The sequence below is a fragment of the Streptomyces parvus genome (genome assembly GCF_014648875.1).
In the GTDB taxonomy this organism is placed as follows: domain Bacteria; phylum Actinomycetota; class Actinomycetes; order Streptomycetales; family Streptomycetaceae; genus Streptomyces; species Streptomyces parvus.
This window is the reverse complement of sequence record NZ_BMRY01000001.1, coordinates 170220-191759: the sequence shown is the minus strand read 5'-3', so window position 1 is coordinate 191759 and position 21540 is coordinate 170220. Positions and strand designations below refer to the sequence as shown.

General features: G+C 70.9%; 21 protein-coding genes. 13 read left to right on the top strand and 8 right to left on the bottom strand.

Annotated elements, in window-relative coordinates; genetic code table 11:
* Nucleotides 1–33 precede the first annotated feature (33 nt).
* From IE140_RS00800 to IE140_RS00770, 7 genes are all read left to right on the top strand, one after another.
* The gene (locus IE140_RS00800; RefSeq protein ID WP_088572967.1) at nucleotides 34–570 is read left to right on the top strand and encodes a F0F1 ATP synthase subunit B; all 537 of its coding nucleotides are present in this window, start codon (nucleotides 34–36) and stop codon (nucleotides 568–570) included.
* Nucleotides 567–1382, top strand: coding sequence for a F0F1 ATP synthase subunit delta (locus IE140_RS00795; RefSeq protein ID WP_150195680.1), 816 nt, complete (start codon nucleotides 567–569; stop codon nucleotides 1380–1382). Before IE140_RS00800 ends, IE140_RS00795 begins: the two co-directional genes overlap by 4 nt.
* A gap of 129 nt (nucleotides 1383–1511) precedes the next feature.
* On the top strand, nucleotides 1512–3083 hold the full coding sequence (atpA, locus tag IE140_RS00790) for a F0F1 ATP synthase subunit alpha (RefSeq protein WP_030811009.1): 1572 nt from the start codon (nucleotides 1512–1514) through the stop codon (nucleotides 3081–3083).
* A 3-nt stretch (nucleotides 3084–3086) separates the two neighbouring features.
* Nucleotides 3087–4004 (top strand): F0F1 ATP synthase subunit gamma, encoded by a 918-nt coding sequence (locus IE140_RS00785; protein ID WP_093442024.1) that lies wholly within the window; start codon nucleotides 3087–3089, stop codon nucleotides 4002–4004.
* The gene (gene atpD, locus IE140_RS00780) at nucleotides 4004–5446 is read left to right on the top strand and encodes a F0F1 ATP synthase subunit beta (RefSeq protein WP_032763067.1); all 1443 of its coding nucleotides are present in this window, start codon (nucleotides 4004–4006) and stop codon (nucleotides 5444–5446) included. The genes IE140_RS00785 and atpD overlap by 1 nt, the downstream gene beginning before the upstream one ends.
* Nucleotides 5447–5556: 110 nt before the next feature.
* On the top strand, nucleotides 5557–5931 hold the full coding sequence (locus IE140_RS00775; RefSeq protein ID WP_030715243.1) for a F0F1 ATP synthase subunit epsilon: 375 nt from the start codon (nucleotides 5557–5559) through the stop codon (nucleotides 5929–5931).
* A gap of 133 nt (nucleotides 5932–6064) precedes the next feature.
* Nucleotides 6065–6511, top strand: coding sequence for a DUF2550 domain-containing protein (locus IE140_RS00770; protein WP_006127595.1), 447 nt, complete (start codon nucleotides 6065–6067; stop codon nucleotides 6509–6511).
* 114 nt (nucleotides 6512–6625) lie between these two features.
* On the opposite strand, the gene IE140_RS00765 is transcribed toward IE140_RS00770, so the two are convergent.
* From IE140_RS00765 to IE140_RS00755, 3 genes are all read right to left on the bottom strand, one after another.
* Entirely contained in the window at nucleotides 6626–8500 is a 1875-nt protein-coding gene (locus IE140_RS00765) for a glycoside hydrolase family 18 chitinase (protein ID WP_093442021.1), read from the bottom strand.
* A 164-nt stretch (nucleotides 8501–8664) separates the two neighbouring features.
* Complete coding sequence (locus tag IE140_RS00760; RefSeq protein WP_100561555.1) at nucleotides 8665–9315, bottom strand: response regulator; 651 nt, start codon at nucleotides 9313–9315, stop codon at nucleotides 8665–8667.
* The gene (locus IE140_RS00755) at nucleotides 9312–10511 is read right to left on the bottom strand and encodes a sensor histidine kinase (protein ID WP_150195682.1); all 1200 of its coding nucleotides are present in this window, start codon (nucleotides 10509–10511) and stop codon (nucleotides 9312–9314) included. The genes IE140_RS00760 and IE140_RS00755 overlap by 4 nt, the downstream gene beginning before the upstream one ends.
* A gap of 151 nt (nucleotides 10512–10662) precedes the next feature.
* On the opposite strand from IE140_RS00755, the gene IE140_RS00750 reads away from it, so the two are divergent.
* On the top strand, nucleotides 10663–11235 hold the full coding sequence (locus IE140_RS00750) for a hypothetical protein (RefSeq protein WP_150195684.1): 573 nt from the start codon (nucleotides 10663–10665) through the stop codon (nucleotides 11233–11235).
* Nucleotides 11236–11238: 3 nt separating this feature from the next.
* Here IE140_RS00750 and IE140_RS00745 read toward each other — a convergent pair whose 3' ends face one another.
* Nucleotides 11239–11811, bottom strand: coding sequence for a cob(I)yrinic acid a,c-diamide adenosyltransferase (locus tag IE140_RS00745; RefSeq protein WP_006127600.1), 573 nt, complete (start codon nucleotides 11809–11811; stop codon nucleotides 11239–11241).
* Nucleotides 11812–12017: 206 nt separating this feature from the next.
* Between IE140_RS00745 and IE140_RS00740 the strand changes: the two genes are divergently transcribed.
* From IE140_RS00740 to IE140_RS00730, 3 genes are all read left to right on the top strand, one after another.
* Entirely contained in the window at nucleotides 12018–12866 is an 849-nt protein-coding gene (locus tag IE140_RS00740) for a 3-hydroxyacyl-CoA dehydrogenase family protein (protein ID WP_006127604.1), read from the top strand.
* 280 nt (nucleotides 12867–13146) lie between these two features.
* Nucleotides 13147–13470, top strand: a complete 324-nt coding sequence (locus IE140_RS00735) for an STAS domain-containing protein (RefSeq protein WP_003966237.1) — start codon at nucleotides 13147–13149, stop codon at nucleotides 13468–13470.
* A 238-nt stretch (nucleotides 13471–13708) separates the two neighbouring features.
* On the top strand, nucleotides 13709–16213 hold the full coding sequence (locus tag IE140_RS00730) for an ATP-binding protein (protein ID WP_189459977.1): 2505 nt from the start codon (nucleotides 13709–13711) through the stop codon (nucleotides 16211–16213).
* A gap of 81 nt (nucleotides 16214–16294) precedes the next feature.
* Here the strand turns inward: IE140_RS00730 and nucS are convergent, their stop codons facing one another.
* Complete coding sequence (nucS, locus tag IE140_RS00725) at nucleotides 16295–16966, bottom strand: endonuclease NucS (RefSeq protein ID WP_006127607.1); 672 nt, start codon at nucleotides 16964–16966, stop codon at nucleotides 16295–16297.
* Nucleotides 16967–17238: 272 nt separating this feature from the next.
* Between nucS and IE140_RS00720 the strand changes: the two genes are divergently transcribed.
* Entirely contained in the window at nucleotides 17239–17631 is a 393-nt protein-coding gene (locus IE140_RS00720; RefSeq protein ID WP_006127608.1) for an SCO5389 family protein, read from the top strand.
* 144 nt (nucleotides 17632–17775) lie between these two features.
* Here IE140_RS00720 and IE140_RS00715 read toward each other — a convergent pair whose 3' ends face one another.
* A complete protein-coding gene (locus IE140_RS00715) occupies nucleotides 17776–18846 on the bottom strand; it encodes an LLM class flavin-dependent oxidoreductase (RefSeq protein ID WP_189459974.1) in 1071 nt (356 codons plus the stop codon).
* Nucleotides 18847–19059: 213 nt separating this feature from the next.
* Here IE140_RS00715 and IE140_RS00710 point away from each other — a divergent pair, with 213 nt between their 5' ends.
* Nucleotides 19060–19389: an Rv1322 family protein gene (locus IE140_RS00710; protein WP_010072153.1), complete on the top strand. Its 330-nt coding sequence runs from the start codon at nucleotides 19060–19062 to the stop codon at nucleotides 19387–19389.
* 8 nt (nucleotides 19390–19397) lie between these two features.
* Here IE140_RS00710 and IE140_RS00705 read toward each other — a convergent pair whose 3' ends face one another.
* Both IE140_RS00705 and IE140_RS00700 read right to left on the bottom strand, forming a co-directional pair.
* Complete coding sequence (locus IE140_RS00705) at nucleotides 19398–20249, bottom strand: ABC transporter permease subunit (RefSeq protein WP_093442001.1); 852 nt, start codon at nucleotides 20247–20249, stop codon at nucleotides 19398–19400.
* The gene (locus tag IE140_RS00700) at nucleotides 20246–21409 is read right to left on the bottom strand and encodes an ABC transporter ATP-binding protein (RefSeq protein ID WP_189459972.1); all 1164 of its coding nucleotides are present in this window, start codon (nucleotides 21407–21409) and stop codon (nucleotides 20246–20248) included. Before IE140_RS00700 ends, IE140_RS00705 begins: the two co-directional genes overlap by 4 nt.
* Nucleotides 21410–21540 lie beyond the last annotated feature (131 nt).

Below are 21540 nucleotides of genomic sequence, written 5' to 3'. Positions count from 1 at the left end.
ACCTGACGATACGTTTTCGACGAAAGGTCCACCATGTTGCACTTGGCAGCCGAGGAGCCGCAGTCACCGCTGCTGCCGGTCTGGCCCGAGATCGTCATCGGTCTGATCTGCTTCAGCATTGTCTTCTTCGTCTTCTACAAGAAGCTCCTCCCGGCCATCAACAAGGCCCTGGACGAGCGTCGCGAGGCGATCGAAGGTGGCATCGAGAAGGCCGAAGCGGCTCAGACCGAGGCGCAGAGCGTTCTTGAGCAGTACAAGGCCCAGCTCGACGAGGCCCGTCACGAGGCCGCGCGTCTGCGTCAGGAGGCGCAGGAGCAGGGTGCCGTCATCATCCAGGAGATGAAGGCGGAGGGTCAGCGCCAGCGCGAGGAGATCATCGCCGCCGGCCACACCCAGATCGAGGCCGACCGCAAGGCCGCCGCCTCGGCGCTGCGTCAGGACGTGGGCAAGCTCGCCACCGACCTGGCCGGCAAGCTCGTCGGCGAGTCCCTCCAGGACCACGCCCGGCAGAGCGGCACCGTCGACCGGTTCCTCGACGAGCTCGAGGCGAAGGCCGAGGCGGCCCGATGAACGGCGCGAGCCGCGAAGCACTGGCTGCCGCACGCGAGCGTCTCGACGCGCTGACCGACAACACGTCGGTCGACGCGGCGAAGCTCGCCGAGGAGCTGGCCTCGGTCACCTCGCTGCTCGACCGCGAAGTATCCCTGCGCCGGGTTCTCACCGACCCGGCCCAGAGCGGCGAGAGCAAGGCCGAGCTGGCCACGCGCCTGCTCAGCGGACAGGTCGGCGGCGAGACCGTCGACCTGGTCTCCGGACTCGTCCGGTCCCGCTGGTCGCAGTCCCGTGACCTGGTGGACTCGGTCGAGGAGCTGGCGAACACCGCCGACCTCACCGCGGCCCAGCGCGGCGGCGGCCTCGACGACGTCGAGGACGAGCTGTTCCGGTTCGGCCGGATCGTCGGCTCCGACCCGGAGCTGCGTTCCGCGCTGACCAGCCGTACGGCCACGGCGTCCGCCAAGGGCGAGCTGCTGCGCAGCCTGCTCGGCGGCAAGGCGCAGCCGGTCACCGAGCGGATCATCGTCCGCCTCGTGACCCAGCCCCGTGGACGTAGCCTGGAAGCAGGGCTGGACTCGCTGTCCAAGCTCGCCGCGGAGCGCCGGGACCGCATGGTCGCCGTCGTCACCTCGGCGGTGCCGCTCAGCGACCGGCAGAAGCAGCGCCTCGGCGCCGCTCTGGCGAAGGTCTACGGCCGCGAGATGCACCTGAACCTGGACGTGGACCCCTCGGTCCTCGGCGGGGTCTCGGTGCGTGTCGGTGACGAGATCATCAACGGCACCGTCGCGGAGCGTCTCGACGATGCGACCCGTCGCATGGCCGGCTGAGACAGAGCAAGACCAAAGCAAGACCAGCGGCCCGGTTGGGCCGTGCAGAAATTGCAGAAGATTCCTGGGGGTCGGCCCCCAGACCCCCTTAAGAAACTTCGGGCCCAACAAGGAGAGCAGGGAACCCAGATGGCGGAGCTCACGATCCGGCCGGAGGAGATCCGGGACGCACTGGATAACTTTGTCCAGTCGTACCAGCCGGACGCGGCCTCGCGCGAGGAGGTCGGTACGGTCAGCGTTGCCGGCGACGGCATCGCGAAGGTGGAGGGTCTGCCCTCCGCCATGGCGAACGAGCTGCTGAAGTTCGAGGACGGCACCCTCGGTCTCGCCCTCAACCTCGAGGAGCGCGAGATCGGTGCGATCGTCCTCGGCGAGTTCAGCGGAATCGAGGAGGGCCAGCCGGTGCAGCGCACCGGTGAGGTGCTCTCCGTCGGCGTCGGCGAGGGCTACCTCGGCCGCGTCGTCGACCCGCTCGGCAACCCGATCGACGGTCTCGGCGAGATCGAGACCGACAGCCGTCGCGCCCTCGAGCTGCAGGCCCCTGGCGTCATGGTCCGCAAGTCGGTGCACGAGCCGATGCAGACCGGCTACAAGGCCGTCGACGCCATGGTGCCGATCGGCCGCGGCCAGCGTCAGCTGATCATCGGCGACCGTCAGACGGGTAAGACCGCGCTGGCCGTCGACACGATCATCAACCAGCGCGACAACTGGCGCTCGGGCGACGTGAACAAGCAGGTCCGCTGCATCTACGTCGCCATCGGTCAGAAGGGTTCCACCATCGCCTCCGTGCGTGGTGCGCTCGAAGAGGCCGGTGCGCTGGAGTACACGACCATCGTCGCCGCCCCGGCGTCCGACCCGGCCGGCTTCAAGTACCTGGCGCCGTACACCGGTTCGGCCATCGGCCAGCACTGGATGTACCAGGGCAAGCACGTCCTGATCATCTTCGACGACCTCTCGAAGCAGGCCGACGCCTACCGCGCCGTGTCCCTGCTGCTGCGCCGCCCGCCGGGCCGCGAGGCCTACCCGGGTGACGTCTTCTACCTGCACTCCCGTCTGCTGGAGCGCTGCGCCAAGCTCTCCGACGACATGGGCGCCGGTTCGATGACGGGCCTCCCGATCGTCGAGACCAAGGCGAACGACGTGTCGGCGTTCATCCCGACCAACGTCATCTCCATCACCGACGGCCAGTGCTTCCTGGAGTCCGACCTGTTCAACGCGGGTCAGCGTCCGGCGCTCAACGTCGGTATCTCGGTCTCCCGTGTCGGTGGCTCCGCCCAGCACAAGGCCATGAAGCAGGTCTCCGGCCGGCTCCGCGTGGACCTCGCCCAGTACCGCGAGCTGGAGGCGTTCGCCGCCTTCGGTTCCGACCTGGACGCGGCCTCGAAGGCCTCGCTGGAGCGCGGTAAGCGCATGGTCGAGCTGCTGAAGCAGCCGCAGTACGCCCCGTTCCCGATGGAGGAGCAGGTCGTCTCGGTCTGGGCCGGCACCACGGGCAAGATGGACGACGTCCCGGTCGAGGACATCCGTCGCTTCGAGAGCGAGCTGCTGGAGTTCCTGCGCCGTGAGCGCAAGGACCTCCTGACCAGCATCGCCGAGGGCGGCAAGATGTCCGACGACACGCTGCAGTCGATCGCCGACGCGATCGCCGCCTTCAAGCAGCAGTTCGAGACCTCGGACGGCAAGCTCCTGGGCGAGGGCTGATCGATGGGCGCTCAGCTTCGCGTTTACAAGCGCCGCATCCAAGCCGTCACCGCGACCAAGAAGATCACCAAGGCGATGGAGATGATCGCCGCCTCGCGCATCGTCAAGGCGCAGCGCAAGGTGGCGGCATCGCAGCCGTACGCGACCGAGCTCACCCGCGCGGTGACGGCGGTGGCGACCGGCTCCGACGCCAACCACCCGCTCACCACCGAGGTCGAGACCCCGACCCGGGCCGCGGTCCTGCTCATCACGAGCGACCGCGGTCTGGCCGGCGGCTACTCCTCCAACGCCATCAAGGCCGCGGAGCGACTGCGGGAGCGCCTTGCCTCCGAGGGCAAGGAGGTCGACACGTACATCGTCGGCCGCAAGGGTGTCGCGTACTACGGCTTCCGCGAGCGCAAGGTCGCCGACTCCTGGACCGGCTTCACCGACAACCCGGCGTACAGCGATGCCAAGCGCATCGCCGCCCCGTTGATCGAGGCCATCCAGAACGAGACGGCCGAGGGCGGCGTCGACGAGCTGCACATCGTCTTCACGGAATTCGTGTCGATGATGACGCAGAACGCGGTCGACGCCCGGATGCTGCCGCTTTCGCTCGACGAGGTGGCCGGGGAGAGCACCCGCAAGGGTGAGATCCTGCCGCTCTTCGAGTTCGAGCCGTCGGCCGAGGACGTCCTGGACGCCCTTCTGCCGCGCTACGTCGAGAGCCGTATCTACAACGCCCTGCTGCAGGCGGCCGCTTCCGAGCACGCCGCCCGCCGCCGCGCGATGAAGTCGGCCACCGACAACGCCGGGGACCTCATCAAGAGCCTGTCCCGGCTTGCCAACGCGGCCCGCCAGGCCGAAATCACCCAGGAAATCAGCGAGATCGTCGGCGGTGCCAGTGCCCTGGCCGACGCGACCGCGGGGAGTGACAAGTAATGACGACGACAGTTGAGACGGCCGCTGCCACGGGCCGCGTCGCCCGGGTCATCGGCCCGGTCGTCGACGTGGAGTTCCCCGTCGACGCGATGCCGGACATCTACAACGCCCTCCACGTCGAGGTCGCCGACCCGGCCGAGGAAGGCGCCCGCAAGACGCTGACCCTGGAAGTCGCCCAGCACCTGGGCGACGGCGTGGTCCGCGCGATCTCGATGCAGCCCACCGACGGCCTGGTCCGCCAGGCCCCGGTGACCGACACGGGCACGGGCATCACCGTCCCCGTCGGTGACGTGACCAAGGGCAAGGTCTTCAACACCCTCGGTCAGATCCTGAACGAGCCCGAGGCCGAGTCGCAGATCACCGAGCGCTGGCCGATCCACCGCAAGGCCCCGGCCTTCGACCAGCTCGAGTCCAAGACCGAGATGTTTGAGACCGGCCTGAAGGTCGTCGACCTCCTCACCCCGTACGTCAAGGGTGGAAAGATCGGTCTCTTCGGTGGTGCGGGCGTCGGCAAGACGGTCCTCATCCAGGAAATGATCATGCGTGTGGCGAAGCTGCACGACGGTGTGTCGGTGTTCGCCGGTGTCGGTGAGCGCACCCGTGAGGGCAACGACCTCATCGACGAGATGACCGACTCGGGCGTTCTGGACAAGACCGCGCTCGTCTTCGGCCAGATGGACGAGCCGCCGGGGACGCGTCTGCGCGTGGCCCTGTCCGCCCTGACCATGGCGGAGTACTTCCGCGATGTGCAGAAGCAGGACGTGCTGCTCTTCATCGACAACATCTTCCGCTTCACGCAGGCCGGCTCCGAGGTCTCCACGCTGCTCGGCCGTATGCCGTCCGCGGTGGGTTACCAGCCGACCCTGGCCGACGAGATGGGTGTGCTCCAGGAGCGCATCACCTCGACGCGTGGTCACTCGATCACCTCGATGCAGGCGATCTACGTCCCCGCGGACGACCTGACCGACCCGGCCCCGGCCACCACGTTCGCCCACCTCGACGCGACGACGGTTCTCTCCCGTCCGATCTCCGAGAAGGGCATCTACCCGGCCGTGGACCCGCTGGACTCGACGTCCCGCATCCTGGACCCGCGCTACATCTCCCAGGACCACTACAACGCGGCCAGCCGCGTCAAGGGGATCCTGCAGAAGTACAAGGACCTCCAGGACATCATCGCGATCCTCGGTATCGACGAGCTGGGCGAGGAGGACAAGCTCGTCGTCCACCGTGCCCGTCGCGTCGAGCGCTTCCTGTCGCAGAACACCCACGCCGCCAAGCAGTTCACCGGCCTGGACGGTTCGGACGTCCCGCTCGACGAGTCGATCGCCGCGTTCAACGCGATCTGCGACGGGGAGTACGACCACTTCCCCGAGCAGGCGTTCTTCATGTGCGGTGGCCTGGACGACCTCAAGGCCAAGGCCAAGGAGCTCGGCGTCTCCTGAGCCTCCGGCTCACCGAGGGGGGTGGGTGTGGTCCCACCCCCCTCACCACGCCCCGTAGAATTGACCCAACACCCGGCCGGGCGGCCGGGTGGTGACCCGAGGAGCCACCCTTGGCTGCTGAGCTGCATGTCGAGCTGGTCGCCGCGGACCGAAGTGTCTGGTCCGGCGAGGCCACCCTGGTCGTCGCGCGTACCACGTCCGGCGACATCGGCGTCATGCCCGGTCACCAGCCGCTTCTCGGTGTGCTGGAATCGGGCCCGGTGACGATCCGCACGAGCGAGGGCGGCACCGTCGTCGCCGCTGTGCACGGTGGATTCATCTCGTTCGCGGACGACAAGCTGTCGCTGCTGGCCGAGATCGCCGAGCTGGCGGACGAGATCGATGTCCAGCGCGCCGAGCGGGCGCTGGAGCTCGCGAAGTCGGATGCCGACGCTGCCGCCGAGCGGCGCGCCGAGATCCGTCTGCGCGCGGTGGCGGTGCTCTAGCACCCCCACGGACAGATGTTTTTACTCAGCCGCGGCCCGAGCTGGAGCGATCCAGCCGTGTCGCGGCTGAGGCGATGCAGGTGCAATACGGTTTCGGTGTTCGTTACTCGACGATGCGAGGAGGTCGGTGGAGATGGTCCTCGCGTTGTGGGTGGGCTTGTCCGTCGTCGTCATGGTCCTGCTGGGACTGTTCGTCTTCGGTCTGCGCCGGCGGCTGATCCAGCGCTCCGGAGGGACCTTCGACTGCAGCCTGCGCTGGGACGTCTCCGAGGAACCGGATTCCCTCGGCAAAGGCTGGGTGTACGGGGTCGCCCGCTACAGCGGTGACCGCGTCGACTGGTTCCGGGTCTTCTCCTACGCTCCTCGCCCCCGCCGGGGCCTGGAGCGTTCTGCGATCGAGGTGATCGCCCGCCGGATGCCGGAGGGCGAGGAGGAGCTCGCGCTGCTGTCCGACTCCGTCGTGCTCGGCTGTCTCCACCGGGGGACGCGCCTGGAGCTGGCGATGAGCGAGGACGCCCTCACCGGCTTCCTGGCCTGGCTGGAGGCGGCACCGCCCGGCCAGAGGGTGAACGTGGCGTAGCGGCCCGTACACAGGGCCGTGCACAGCGAAAAACCGGGGAGACGGGGGGCGGACCCGTCTCCCCGGTGCTTTTCCGGGGTCGTGCTTTTCGTGCCTCGGCCTGAGGCGTGGGGATTACTTCAGGCCGTTGGCCATCGCGCTCACGAGCTCGCCGTTGGTGGTGTCACCGGAGAACTCCCAGGAGAACGCGCCTCCAAGGCCCTGGTTCTTCGCCCAGGCCATCTTCGAGCCGACGGTGGCCGGGGTGTCGTAGCTCCACCAGTTGGTGCCGCAGTGGGCGTACGCGGTGCCGGCGACGGTGCCGGTCGACGGGCAGGAGCTCTTGAGGACCTTGTAGTCCTCGATGCCCGCCTCGTACGTGCCCGGCGCCGCGCCGGTCGCCGTGCCGCCGGGGGCGGCCTGGGTGACGCCGGTCCAGCCGCGGCCGTAGAAGCCGATGCCGAGGAGCAGCTTCTTGGCCGGAACGCCCTTCGCCTTCAGCTTCGCGATGGCGTCGGCGGAGTTGAAGCCCGCCTGGGGGATGCCGGCGTACGAGGTCAGCGGGGAGTGCGGGGCCGTCGGGCCCTGCTTCGCCCAGGCGCCGAAGAAGTCGTACGTCATCACGTTGTACCAGTCGAAGGACTTGGCAGCGCCCGCGTAGTCCGCGGCGTCGATCTTGCCGCCGTCGGAGGCGTCCGCGGTGATGGCGGCGGTGACCAGGTAGTCCGCGCCGAACTTCGCGCGCATCGCGTCGGCCATGGTCTTGATCGCGGCCGGACCGCTGGTGTCACAGCTCAGACCACAGGCGTTGGGGTACTCCCAGTCCAGGTCGATGCCGTCGAAGACATCGGCCCAGCGGGGGTCCTCGACCAGGTCGTGGCAGGACTGGGCGAAGGCCGCGGGGTTCTGGACGGCCTGGCCGAAGCCGCCGGACCAGGTCCAGCCGCCGAACGACCAGAGGACCTTGATGTGCGGGAACTTGGCCTTCAGCTTGCGCAGCTGGTTGAAGTTGCCGCGCAGCGGCTGGTCCCAGGTGTCGGCGACGCCGTCGACGGACTGGTCGGCGGTGTACGCCTTGTCGTAGTCGGCGTACGCGTCGCCGATGGTGCACTTGCCGTTCTGCACGTTGCCGAAGGCGTAGTTGATGTGCGTGATCTTCGCGGCCGTGCCGGACGTCACCAGGTTCTTGACGTGGTAGTTGCGCCCGTAGACGCCCCAGTTGGTGAAGTAGCCCATGTTGATCTTGTCACCGACGGGCGGCTCTCCGCCGTTCCCGCCGGTGGTGCGCACGGCGACGGAGCCGGAGACCGGGCCGGTCTGGTCGGCGGTGTCCCGGGCCTGCACGGCGTAGGAGTAGTCGGTGCCCGCGGTCAGGCCGGTGTTGGTGTACGTCGTGCCGGTGACCGTGGCGACCTTCGCGCCGTCGCGCAGGACGTCGTAGTTCTTGACGCCGTTGTCGTCGGTGGCCGCGGTCCAGCTGAGCTTCACCGAGGTGTCGGTGATGTCGCTCGCGGTGGGCTTGCCGGGGGCGGACGGCGCGTTGTCGCCGGGCACCGAGCCGCCGTCACAGGAGGCGCCGTTCAGCTTGCAGCCCGTGGGGGAGCCGGAGCCGGTGCCGTTGAAACCGAAGCTGATGCTGGCGCCGGGCGCGACGGTCCCGTTCCAGGCGAGGTTCTTGGCGGTGTAGTGGTTCCCGCTCTTGGTGAGGTTGGCGTCCCAGGCGGAGCCCGCCGAGGTGCCCGAGGGGAAGTCCCACTCGATGGTCCAGGAGGAGAGCGCGGTGGTGCCGGTGTTCTTCACCGTCCACTGGCCCTCGAAGCCGCTGCCCCAGTCGGACTTCTTGGTGTACGTGGCGGTGGCCGACGCGGCTGCCGAGGCGGGGGTGGCGAGTCCCACCATCGCGGCCAGCGGCACGACCAGCGCGGTCAGGCCCGCGACGACCTTGGATCTGCCGCTGCGTGCGGGTATCCATCGGAATCTGGAACGGCGTTGGGGGGTTTCAGTGCTCAACGGTGCTCCTCGGGTGAGGTCCAACAAACGGGGGTGATTCGTGGACTGCAAACCCTGCGCCGCCCTGAGTACGGGTGCTCTCGTACTCACCGCAGTGTTCCGGTGACAGTAGAAAGGTCTGGACCAACCGTCAAGAGGTCTGGACCAAAGATCGATCGCTCGTCTCAGATCCCCAACTCCTGCGCCAGCACCGCCGCCTGGACCCGACTGCGCAGCTCCAGCTTCCCGAGCAGCCTGCTGACATGGGTCTTCACCGTGGCCTCCGCCATCGACAGCCGCACCGCGATCTCCGCGTTGGACAGCCCCTCGCCCAGGCACCCCAGCACCTCGCGCTCGCGCCGGGTCAGGGAGTCCAGCACCACCGGATCGGCCGTCCGGCTCGTGCGTACGGGCGTGGTCCCCGCGAACTCGGCGATCAGCCGACGGGTCACCGCAGGGGCGATCAGCCCCTCGCCGCGCGCCACCGTCCGTACCGCCTCCAGCAGTTCGCGGGCGTCGGTGTTCTTCAGCAGAAAGCCACTGGCGCCCGCGCGCAGCGCCCCGAAGACGTACTCGTCCAGATCGAACGTGGTCAGCACCAGGACGTCCGCCAGCTCCTCCGCCACCACCTGCCGGGTCGCAGACACCCCGTCCAGCCGGGGCATCTGCACATCCATCAGGACGAGATCGGGCCGGAGTTCACGGGCCAGGCGCACCGCCGCCTCGCCGTCCCCGGCCTCCCCGGCGACCTCGATGTCCGGCGCGCTGGAGAGGATCAGTACGAGCCCCGCGCGCACGGCCGCCTGGTCCTCGGCCACCAGTACCCGGATCGTCATTCCCGCATCTCCCTCTCCCGTACATGCAGTTCGGCCCGCACCCGCCAGATCTTCGTACCCTCGCCGCCCGGCTCGGCCCCGGCCCCGAACGTCCCGCCGAGCAGCGCCACCCGCTCCCGCATGCCCACGAGACCCGCCCCCGAGCCGGGCGCGGTCGGCCCGGCCCGGCTGCCGAACGCACTGGTCACCTCGACCGTCAGCAGCTCCCCGGCCTGGCCGAGCCGCACCACGACCGGGCCCGGAGCCGCGTGCTTGAGAGCGTTCGTCAGGGACTCCTGCACGATCCGGTACGCGGCCAGCTCGACCGGCGTCGGCAGCGGGTCCGCGCCCGGGTCCCGGGTGTCCTCCAGGGAGCAGACGAGCCCGCCGGACGCCCCGTTGGTGTTCGTCTGCTCGATCAGGGTGTCCAGAGCCGCCAGCGTCGGGGCCGCGGCCGGGGCCTCGTCCTTGCCGCCCTCCCGCAGCAGCCCGATCAGCCGGCGCATCTCCGCGAGCCCCTCGACGCTGTTCTCCCGGATCACCTTCAGCGCGTTGCGCGAGGTCTCCGGGTCGTCGATGGACAGGGCCGCCGTGGAGTGGATCGCCACGGCGGAGAGGTGGTTGGCCACCATGTCGTGCAGCTCCCGGGCCATCCGGGCCCGCTCGGCGATCACCGCCTGCGTCCGGTCCATCTCGGCGAGCCGCGCGGTCTGGGCGGCCGCCAGCCGGGCGCTCTCGGCGGCGGCGCGATGGCTGCGCACACTCACTCCCGTGAGGGCGGGGACGAAGGAGACCAGCCCGATGACCAGGCCGATCAGCAGCGCCTCGGGCTTACGGAACCAGGCCAGGAAGCCGATCGTCGACGCGACGGTGACCAGCAGCGTGGCCACCGGGAGGCGGCGGGCGGCGGCCGGGGCCCCGTAGAGCACGGCCGCGTACATGACGTCCGTGAACATCAGGGCGGTGGCCAGGCTGCCCCGGGTGAACTGGTCCGCCACCAGCGCGAGCACGCCGATCGTCAGCGCCGCGCGCGGGGCGTTGCGGCGCAGCAGTTCGGCCCCGGCCATGGCGGTCAGCGGTACGAGCGTGACCCAGGGCGCGGAGAAGGGGCGGCCGCCCTGGGTGTGGAGGCCCAGCAGCCACAGCAGCAGCCCCCCGAGCAGCCCGGAGACGGCGAGGGCCACCGCGTCGCGGTCGGGGCGGATCGAGGTGAGCACCCCTCCATCCAACACGCACCGCGGCCCCCCGGGCCTCCCTTCGCGGGCCGATCCGCGACTACATCGAAGGATGCAGTCCGGTTTCGTCACTGCCGACGACGTATCCGCACCCGGCGGCCGGGAGCCTGGAGGGGAACGGGAGGAGAGAGTCGTGATCGCCCTACTGGTCGTGGCCTGCGAGGTCGCATTCTGGGTTCTGCTGGCCGCCGGGCTGGCCCTGCGGTACGTCGCGCGGAAACCGAGGCTCGGCGCGGCCGTGCTGCTGTGCGAGCCGCTGCTGGAGGTCGTCCTGCTGGTGGTGACGGCCATCGACCTGAAGAACGGCGCCGAGCCCGACTGGAAGCACGGCCTGGCGGCCGTCTACATCGGCTTCACGGTCGGCCTCGGCCACCACACCATCAAGAAGGTCGACGCCTGGGTCGCCCACCGCTGGTTCGGCGGCCCGCCGCCGGTCAAGCCGCCGAAGTACGGCACGGCCCGCGCGATCCACGAGTGGCGCACGGCCGCCCGCTGGATCCTCGCCGCGGTGGTCGCCCTGGCCCTGCTCCAGGCGGCGGTCTGGTACGTCGGCCCGGACGGGGCGATCAGCTCGCTCGAGAGCTGGCAGCAGAAGATGCTCCTGGTGATCGGCATCAACGTGATCATCGCCGGCGGCTACACGGTGTTCCCGAAGCGGGCCCCGCACGACGCGGTGGCCGACCGCGAGCGGGCCGACCGCTTCTAGGGCCTACCGCTCGCCGCCCGGCACCCACAGCACGTCCCCGACCTCCTTGTTCGCGCTCCGCGCCAGGATGAACAGGAGGTCGGAGAGGCGGTTGAGGTAGGTGGCGGTGAGCGCGTTCATCGTCTCCCCGTGCACCTCCAGGGCCGCCCAGGTGGACCGCTCGGCCCGCCGGACCACCGTGCACGCCTGGTGCAGCAGCGCCGCCCCCGGCGTACCGCCCGGCAGGATGAAGCTGCGGAGCTTCTCCAGCTCCTCCAGGAAGCGGTCGCAGTCCGCCTCCAGCTTGTCCACGTAACTCTGCTCCACCCGCAGAGGCGGGTACTTCGGGTCCTCGACCACCGGGGTGGAGAGGTCGGCGCCCACGTCGAACAGGTCGTTCTGGACCCGTACGAGGACCTTCACCACGTCCTCGGGCAGCTGCCCGAGCGCGATGGCCGTCCCGATCACCGCGTTGGCCTCGTTGGCGTCCGCGTAGGCCGAGATCCGCAGATCGGTCTTGGCGGTGCGGCTCATGTCGCCGAGGGCCGTCGTGCCCTGGTCGCCGGTCCGGGTGTAGATGCGCGTCAGATTGACCATGGGGTCAGCGTAGTGACGCGGGAACCCTCAACTACGCGCGGCGCGGAGCCGAATGACGCGTCCCGGTGTGATGTCCGTCATCTGAGACGTGACGCGCATCTCTTCACCGCCCCAGCACGGCCCACGGGTACTAACCTCCGCCGGAGAGCAATGTGAACCGCCGTGAACAAATGCGCACGGGCGAACAGAAACCAAGGGGTGCGAACGTGGCCAGGAAGCTCGCCGTCATCGGGGCCGGACTCATGGGATCCGGGATCGCGCAGGTCTCCGCGCAGGCGGGCTGGGACGTCGTGCTGCGGGACGTCACCGACGCCGCGCTGACCCGGGGCCGTGACGGCATCAAGGCCTCGTACGACAAGTTCGTCGCCAAGGGCAAGCTGGAGGCGGCCGACGCCGAGGCCGCGCTCGGCCGCATCACCACGACCACCGACCTCGACGCCGTGGCCGACGCGGACATCGTCGTGGAGGCCGTCTTCGAGAAGCTGGAAGTCAAGCACGAGATCTTCCGCGCCCTCGACAAGGTCGTCGGCGAGCACACCGTCCTCGCCTCCAACACCTCCGCGATCCCGATCACCAAGATCGCGGCCGTGACCGAGCGTCCGGAGCGCGTCGTCGGCGTGCACTTCTTCTCGCCGGTCCCGATGATGCAGCTCTGCGAGCTGGTGCGCGGCTACAAGACCAGCGACGAAACCCTCGCCACCGCAAGGGAGTTCGCCGAGTCGGTCGGCAAGACCTGCATCGTCGTCAACCGCGACGTGGCGGGCTTCGTCACCACCCGGCTGATCTCGGCGCTCGTCGTCGAGGCCGCCAAGCTGTACGAGTCGGGCGTCGCGACCGCCGAGGACATCGACATCGCCTGCAAGCTGGGCTTCGGCCACGCCATGGGCCCGCTCGCCACCGCGGACCTGACCGGCGTCGACATCCTGCTGCACGCCACGAGCAACATCTACACCGAGTCGCAGGACGAGAAGTTCGCCGCCCCCGAGCTGATGCGCCGGATGGTCGACGCAGGTGACATCGGGCGCAAGAGCGGGCAGGGCTTCTACACGTACTGACCGGATCCGAGGGCGGAACCTGATCGGATCCGCCCTCTCGGCCCGGCCGGCCCACCGCCGTCCGGGCCGGGGGAGCCGGGGATTCTACCCGGCGGTCACCGGCAGCCGACGAACCGAGGTCACTCCACCGAGTGAATTCGGTATCGGTTCGCTTACAGACGGCAACTTCCCTGTCGTCGCGGCAGTCAGTGGTGGCAGAGGCGCACGGTCGGCGGCGACGGCGGATCAGACGGACAGACAGACCGACGGACTTACTACGGAGCATGACCGGGGAGCGCATATGCACATCAGGGGCGACCACGCCGAGCTGGTCGTCGGGGGCCGCCTCGACGTCCGAAGCGCGGCGGACGCCCGTACGGTCCTGCACTCCGCCGTGGACGACGGAGTCGGCGACCTCGTGCTGGACCTGACCGAGCTGGACTCCTGGGACGCCACCGGGCTCGGCGTCATCATGGGGGCCCACCGCCGGGCCGGACGGGCCGGCCGCCGCCTCGTGCTGCGCGGCGTGCCACCGCAGATGCAGCGCCTCCTGGTGGCCACCCGGCTGCACCGCATCCTGGCCATCGAGGGCGGTATCGCCGCGGAGTCGCTGCCGCGCGTCTGAGCAGTGCCCGGCGGACGGGCACGGGCATCAGGCACGGAAGTCACGCAATCCTCACCGGAACGTGACGTCCTGGACGGCGTGGCACCCCGGCGCTTCATGAATACTGTGCCAAGGTCTAGGGTTCGGCCGTCCGCCGAATGACAACGAACCCATGGCGGACACCGGACCGGAAGCGACAGCGGGGCGCGTGTGAGGCCGGGAGGGGCGACCACGCACGACGCGTCTGGGGGACTTTGCGATGGACCCGACACACCGGGCACCCGATGAGTACGGGCAGGACCACGACCGCTCCGGCGGCGATCCCGGCCAACGTCGGCCGTCCCGCGACTCCGGCGGAGCCGACTTCGGCCCGCAGACGCCGCAGCAGGTCCGCGTCGTCCAGCTGACCGCCGGCGACCTGCTGCTGACGGTCAACCCCGTCGACGGCAGCGAGGTCGAGGCGATTCCGCCCGGCTCCGGCCCCGACGCCCCGGTCCGCCGCACCCCCGCCGAACGCGCCGACCACGAACGCGCCGGCGCACCCCCCGTGCCCGCCGGTCCGCCCGCCCCGCAGCTGCCGCTCCTGGAGCGCCAGGAGGAGCGCGAGCGCCTGGTCCGCCTGCTGGCGCGCGGCCGCAGCGTCCGCCTCACCGGCCAGCCCGGCTCCGGCCGCACCGCGCTGCTGGACGCCGTCGCCGCCGACTGCGCCGACCTGGCCCCCGACGGGGTCGTCCGCCTCAACGGCCGCGGCCGCACCGGCGCCGACCTGCTGCACGCCCTCTTCGACGCCGTGTACAAGGCCCCGGCCCACCGCCCCGACCGGGACGAACTGCTCGCGCTCGTCCGCGGTATCGGCGCCGTCGTCACCGTCGACGACCTGGAGATCGGAGGTGCGGCCCTCGACGAACTGCTCGCCGCCACCCCCGAGTGCGCCTTCCTGCTCGCCGCCACCACCGAGACCACCCCCGGCGTCGACGCCCACCTGGAGGAGGTCCTCCTCGCCGGTCTCGGCCGCGGCGCCTCGCTGGCCCTCCTGGAGAAGGTCGTCGACCGCCCCCTCACCGAGGAGGAGCGGAACTGGGCGGGTGACCTCTGGTTCGAGTCCGAGGGCCTGCCGCTCCGCTTCGTCCAGGCCGGATCCCTCCTCGTCCAGCGCGACCGGCTGCGCGCGGCGCCCGAAGAGGCCTTCGACGAGTACGACTACTTCGAGCCACGCGCGGACGACGCACCCCCGGCCCCCGTCGCACCCACCACCGAATCCCTCGACGTCCCCCTGCCGAGCCTCGGCGAGGGCGCCGCGCCCGCCGAGCTGCTCGCCTCCCGCCTCAGCGAGGCGGCCCGCGCCACTCTGCGCTTCGCCGTCGCCCTCGGCGGCGAGGTGCCCCACCAGGCCCATCTGCCGGCCCTCGTGGGCGACACCCACGCGGACGCCGCGCTCGGCGAGCTCGCGGGCTGCGCCCTGCTCTCCCCGGCCGGTCCGCGCTACCGGCTCGCCGCCGGAGTCCTCGCCCAGCTCGTGGCGGCCGGCTACGAGGACGAGGCCGCCACCCACGCCCGTACCGCCGCCCAGCACTACGCCTGGTGGACCTCGCACCCCTCGGTCACCCCGCAGCGGGCCGTGGCCGAGGCCGACGCGATCGTCGCCTCCCTGGCCCGGCTGGTCCCGGGCGACGAGGCCGGAGCGGCCAGCGCGGCCGTCCTGCTGGCCCGCAGCGCCTCCCCGGCCTTCGCCGCGGGGCTGGGCTGGGGCCCCTGGGAGCGCGCGCTCAGGATCGGCCAGGAGGCCGCCAGGATCGCCGGTGAGGTCGCCGAAGAGGCGTACTTCCACCATGAGTTGGGTGTCCTCGCGCTCTGCACCGGCAACCCGGACCGGGCCCGGACCGAGCTGGAGACCTCGATCGGGATGCGCGGCGTGCTCGCCGACAAGTCCGGGGCCGTGGCCGGGCGCCGCGCGCTCGCCCTGGTCGCGGACCGCTCCGGCGACTTCGCCCCCCTCGGCGGGACCCCCTCGGGCGACGGGACGACCGCCGTACGCCAGGACCTCCCCGGTACGCCGCCGGGCGGGACAGCCGGGGCGCCCCTGTTCCTCCGCAACACCGTCGAGGAGGAGCCCACGGTCATCTCCTCGCTGCCGCCCGCCCCCGCCGCGCGCAAGGTCTCCGGCCGTGCCGTGCTGGGCGGCGCCCGGCGCAACCTGGCCGCCGCGGGCGCGGGCGCCCTGCTGATCGCGGTGCTCGGCACCGTCGTCACCCTCGGCGTCACCTCGGACGGCGACGAGCCCGACAGCCGCAACGTCACCACCGAGCAGACGGCCACCGAGGACCCGGCCGGCGACGGTCCGGCCGACGACGGGACGGAGGACGTCCCGTCCCCGACCGGGCCGGCCGGCGACGAGACGTCCGCGACCCCGAGCGCCTCCGGATCGGCGAGCCCCAGCACCTCCGGTTCGCCCTCCCCGAGCGCCTCCTCGTCGAGCGGTACGTCGCCGACGGGTGAGCCGACGGACGGGGAGAGCAGCACACCGGGTGAGCCGACGCCGACGAAGACGTCGCCCACGCCCTCGGAGAGCGAGAGCGAGGGGGAGAGCCCGAGTCCCTCGCCGTCCGAGTCGGAGGGGGAGACGCCGGACCCGTCTTCGACGCCCACCGACTCGACCACGTCGTCGAGTTCGGCGGAGGCCCCTTCCTTCGCCGACTCCCCGGTGGCGTCCGCCTCCGCCCCCGCGGAGTCCGCGAGCGCGCCGGAGTCCGACCCGGTGGCCTGAGCGGGCCGGGACAGCAGAGAGCCGGGTGGTTCACGCGAAAGCGTGAACCACCCGGCTCTCGTCCGCAGATGTGCCGAACGGTCAGAACAGCCGCAGCTTGTCGTCCTCGATGCCGCGCATCGCGTCGTAGTCCAGGACCAGACAGCCGATGCCCCGGTCCGTCGCCAGCACCCGGGCCTGCGGCTTGATCTCCTGCGCCGCGAAGACCCCCCGCACCGGCGCCAGGTGCGGGTCGCGGTTCAGCAGCTCCAGATAGCGGGTCAGCTGCTCCACACCGTCGATGTCACCGCGCCGCTTCAGCTCCACGGCCACCGTCTGCCCGTTCGCGTCCCGGCACAGGATGTCCACCGGACCGATCGCGGTGGGGTACTCACGGCGGATCAGGGTGTGACCCTCGCCGAGGATCTCGATCCGGTCCGCGAGCAGCTCCTGCAGGTGCGCTTCCACGCCGTCCTTGATGAGCCCCGGGTCGACGCCCAGCTCGTACGACGAGTCGTGGAGGACTTCCTCCATCGTGATGATCAGTTTTTCGCCCGCCTTGTTCACCACGGTCCAGACGCCCTCCTCACCGTCGACGCCCTCCTTCAGGGTGCACGGCGGGGACATCCAGTTGAGCGGTTTGTACGCCCGGTCGTCGGCGTGGATGGAGACGCTTCCGTCCGCCTTCACCAGGATCAGTCGGGGGGCGGAGGGCAGGTGGGCTGTGAGCCGGCCCGCGTAGTCCACGGAGCAACGGGCGATGACGAGACGCATGGTGGGCAACGCTACTCGACGACAGGGGCCCGACGCGATTTCCCCATCCGTCGCCTCCCGTCACTCGGTGCACACCGCACCGGGGCGGCGCGGGCTTGCCCCTCTTTGCGCCCCTTCGTTATTGGCCGGTTGTGTTCCCAATCTCCTGGTGCGGCCCGGACTGCGCGCTTACCGTGGAAGCAGGAGGTCGCCGCCCGTGCACGCTGCGTCGTCGCCCCCCTTCCCTGCCCGTAAGGCCCCGGCCACTCTCCGGGGTCGCGAGAGGAGAACCCATGTCGCTCGACGTCTCACCGGCGCTGTTGGAACAGGCCGAGCGAGGCGAGGTCGACGAAGCCGACTTCGTCGACTGCGTCCGGACCTCCCTGCCCTTCGCATGGGAGATGATCAGCTCGCTGGTGGCTCAGCTGAAGGTCGACGGCGGAGAGTTCGCCGACAACCAGACGCCGCCGCCGGACGAGCAGGCTCGTGGTCAGCTGCTGCGCGCGCTCGCGAGTGATGCGATACGCGGCGCGCTCCAGCGGCACTTCGGAGTGCGCCTCGCATTCCAGAACTGCCACCGCGTCGCGGTGTTCCCGCTGGACGCCTCGGTCGACGACCGACTGGCCAAGTTCACTTCGGTGAGGGGCCAGTTGCTCAACCAGTCGCCCGAACTACGGGACTGCTGAACGCTTCTGCTGCCGTCCCGGGCCGCGGGAGGTGCAACTGGCTCCGGGGCGGCAGCTCCCGTACCACCGCACCACATGTCCCACGCGAGGTCCTTGTCCATGCACAGGCGCAGAATCCGGCGCAGACTGAGGCGTACACACAGGTCAGGTGAGCAGCGGCAGCACGTCGGCGCCCAGCCGCCGCACGTTCTCCTCGGTCGCCGCGAGATCGCCCGACCCCTCCACCAGCAGGGCGAACCGCGTGATCCCGGTCCGCTCGGCTGTGGCCGCGAGCCGGTCCGCGGCCAGCCGCGGCGTGCCCACCGGGTGCAGCCCGCACAGCAGTTCCGTGTACGCGACCGGGTCCCGCATCACGCGGTGCCTGCCGTCGACCGTGACATGGGCGTCGAGCCCCTGGCGCAGCCAGCCCGGCATCGTCTTCACCAGCAGCTCCGTGGCGTCCCCGGCACTGTCCGCGATCTGGGCCACCCCGGCGGACACATGTGCGGCCCCCTCCACCACCTCGGGCGGATGCCCGGCCTCCCGCGCGGCCGTACGCCACAGGGCGACCATCTCCGCCTTCTCCTCGTCACCGCAGTGCATGCCCAGCAGCATCGGCAGCGCCCGCGCCGCCGCGAGCCGCACACTCTTCGGCGAGGTGCACGCCACGACGGTCTCGGGCCCCGAGGGACCCGGCCCCAAGGCCCCAGCCCCCGGCCCCGCGTCCGCCTGGTCCACCAGCAGCTCGTCCGCGCGCGGCACCACCGCCACCTCGCGGAAGCCGAACCGCTCCCCACGCCCCGCGACTCGCGGCTCCCGCAGCCAGGCGAGTACCAGGTCCAGCGCCTCGGGGAAGCCGTTCTCGTACGCGTCGAGACCGCCGCCGAACACCTCCAGGTCCACCCACGGACCGCCCCGGCCCACCCCGAGCGAGAAGCGTCCGCCGCTGGTCAGATGCAGCAGCGCGGCCTGCTCGGCGAGCGCGACCGGGTGGTGGTTGGGCAGCACGCTGACCGCCGTGCCGACCCGGATTCTGCGGGTGCGGCCCAGCAGCAGCGCGGCCAGCGTCGTCGCCGACGGGCAGACCCCGTACGGCACGAAGTGGTGCTCGGCCAGCCAGACCGAGTCGAGCCCGCTCTCCTCCGCGGCCTCGGTGGACCGGACGGCCCGGTGCAGGGCCTCACCCGGCCCCTGTCCCGGGAACTGGGCTGCCAGAACGAACGTTCCGATGCGCATCGCTACTTGCCTCCTTGCGGCCCGACGCGTTTCTCCCCCACCGGCAACAACGTCTGACACGTGCCAAAGGCACGGTCCCGGCGGAAGTTGTTGCGATTTTCCGCTAACTCACCCCACTGCCGGACCGGACCGGCGGGCCGGCCGACGACTGCCCCGGACGAGACCGCCTAGGCTGGGTGGAACCCAGCCCGATCCGTTTCCGTGAGGTGTCCCGTGTCCCCGCGCCGCAACCGCCCCCGTGGCGGCGAGAGTCCCGACGAACGCCCCGGCACGGCGCCCGGCAGGTACGGCGGGGGAGGGGCCACCGAGAGCTGGCAGGGTGAGGAGTGGTCGGTGCGCCCGGTCAGCGGCGCGAGCGCCCAGGGCAAGCGGTACCGCTGCCCCGGCTGCGACCAGGAGATCCCCTCCGGGGTCCCGCACCTGGTGGCCTGGCCGGAGTACGGCGGTATCGACGACCGCAGGCACTGGCACAAGGCCTGCTGGAACGCGAAGGACCGCCGCACCACGAAGGTGCAGCGGTCCCGGAACGCACCGCGCTACTGAAGCGCTCCTCAGACGTCGCGCCGGTTCAGCAGCGCGACCGCCCCGCCCAGCGCCACGGCCACCAGGCCCAGCATCACCAGCAGCGGTTCCCAGGCGGACGGGCCGGAGTTGGTCATCGTCGTGCCGTAGAGCGCGCTGAGCTGGTTGGGGATCGAGTACTCGATCAGGAAGCGCTGAAGGCCCCGCAGATCCTCGGCGAACATGAACAGCGCGAGGACCAGCGGCAGCAGCACCACGCCGATCATGATGGTGATCGCGCCCGCCGAGTGCCGCACGATCGCGCCGACTCCGAGCGACAGCAGGCCGAGGCCCGCGAGGTAGAGCCCGACGCCGACCGTGGCGCGTGCCCACTCGCCACCCGAGGGGGCGACCGGGCTGTCGAGGATCAGAGTCTGGAGCACCGCCACGACCGTGGCGGTCACCGTCGTGATGACGAAGGTCAGCGAGAAGAAGACGATCGCCTTCGCCGCGAGCACCCGGACCCGGCTCGGGCAGGCCGTCAGCGTCGTACGGATCATGCCGGTGCTGTACTCGGAGCCGATGGTCAGCACCCCGAGCGTGATCACGCAGATCGAGCCCAGCAGCACTCCGAAGAAGCCCATGGCCAGCGAGGGCTCGCCCGCCAGGTTGGTGTCGTTCGCCGCGAGCAGCAGCGCGGTGCCCACCCCGAGCGTCAGCATCAGTGCGACCATCACGCCGAGCGTCCAGACCGTGGCGCGCACGGAACGGAGCTTGGTCCACTCCGAGGCGATCGCATCGCCCAGGGTGGCGGGCCGGATCGGGATCGGCGACTCGTAGAAGCTCAGCAGGCCCGCCTGCGGCGCCTGCCGGCGGTCCTGCGGGGTGGCCGGGGACGTCATCTCAGGTCCTTGCTGGTCTGCTCTCCGGCCGGGGCGGCGGAAGAGGGCTCGGCGGCCGGGGAGGGCTCTGCGGCGGGGGAGGGGGCGGGCGGCGCGGGGGCCGGGCGCGGACCGGGCGGCGGCGGGGCGTACCAGCCCTCCTGCGGCACCTCCACCGGCTCGGCGGGCACCTCGGCGCGGCCGCCGACCGGATGGCCGTACGCGTCCAGGGGCGGCGGCTCCACGAGCCCCGCCTTGGCGTCGTCCGTCGAGCGGTAGTCCACCAGACCCTGCGTGAGGCGCATGTAGGCCTCCTCCAGCGACGCCTGGTGCGGGGACAGCTCCCAGAGCCGTACGTCGCAGCCGTGGGCCAGGTCGCTGATCCTCGGCAGCGGCAGCCCGGTGACCCGCAGGGCCCCGCCCGGCTCCGACAGGACCTGGCCGCCCGCCTCGATGAGCGTGGCCGTCAGTTTCTGCCGGTCCTCGGGGCCGTCCTCGGGCACCCGGACCCGGGCGAAGTCGGCGGAGTTGGCGGAGATGAAGTCCGTGACGCTCATGTCGGAGAGCAGCCGGCCGCGCCCGATCACGATCAGATGGTCGGCGGTGAGGGCCATCTCGCTCATCAGGTGGGACGAGACGAAGACCGTGCGTCCCTCGGCGGCGAGCGACTTCATCAGATTGCGGACCCAGTGGATGCCCTCCGGGTCGAGACCGTTGACCGGCTCGTCGAACAGCAGCACCTGCGGATCGCCCAGCAGCGCCGCCGCGATCCCGAGCCGCTGCCCCATCCCCAGCGAGAAGCCGCTGGAGCGCCGCTTGGCGACGTCCTGGAGGCCGACGACGCCGAGGACCTCGTCGACCCGGGCCGCCGGGATCCCGGCCAGCTGGGCCAGGGACAGCAGGTGGTTGCGGGCGGTGCGGCCGCCGTGCACGCCCTTGGCGTCCAGCAGCGCGCCGACCTGGCGCGGCGCGTTCGGCAGGCTGCGGTAGGGGTGGCCGCCGATGGTGACATGACCTGCGGTGGGGCGGTCCAGGCCGAGGATCATGCGCATCGTCGTGGACTTGCCCGACCCGTTGGGACCGAGGAAGCCGGTGACGGCCCCCGGCCGCACCTGGAAGGAAAGGTCGTCCACGGCCGTCTTCGCGCCGTAGCGCTTGGTCAGGCCGACTGCCTCGATCATGCTCCAGCCCCATCGACTCACTCTGTCGTTCGGGGCCCGGGCCGCCCGGCCGCACACCCCCGTAAGAGTTAGGAGGATAACCAGGCGCTGTCGGTTCCGGCCAAGTTGCGCACAGCGTGCGAGCGGGCGGT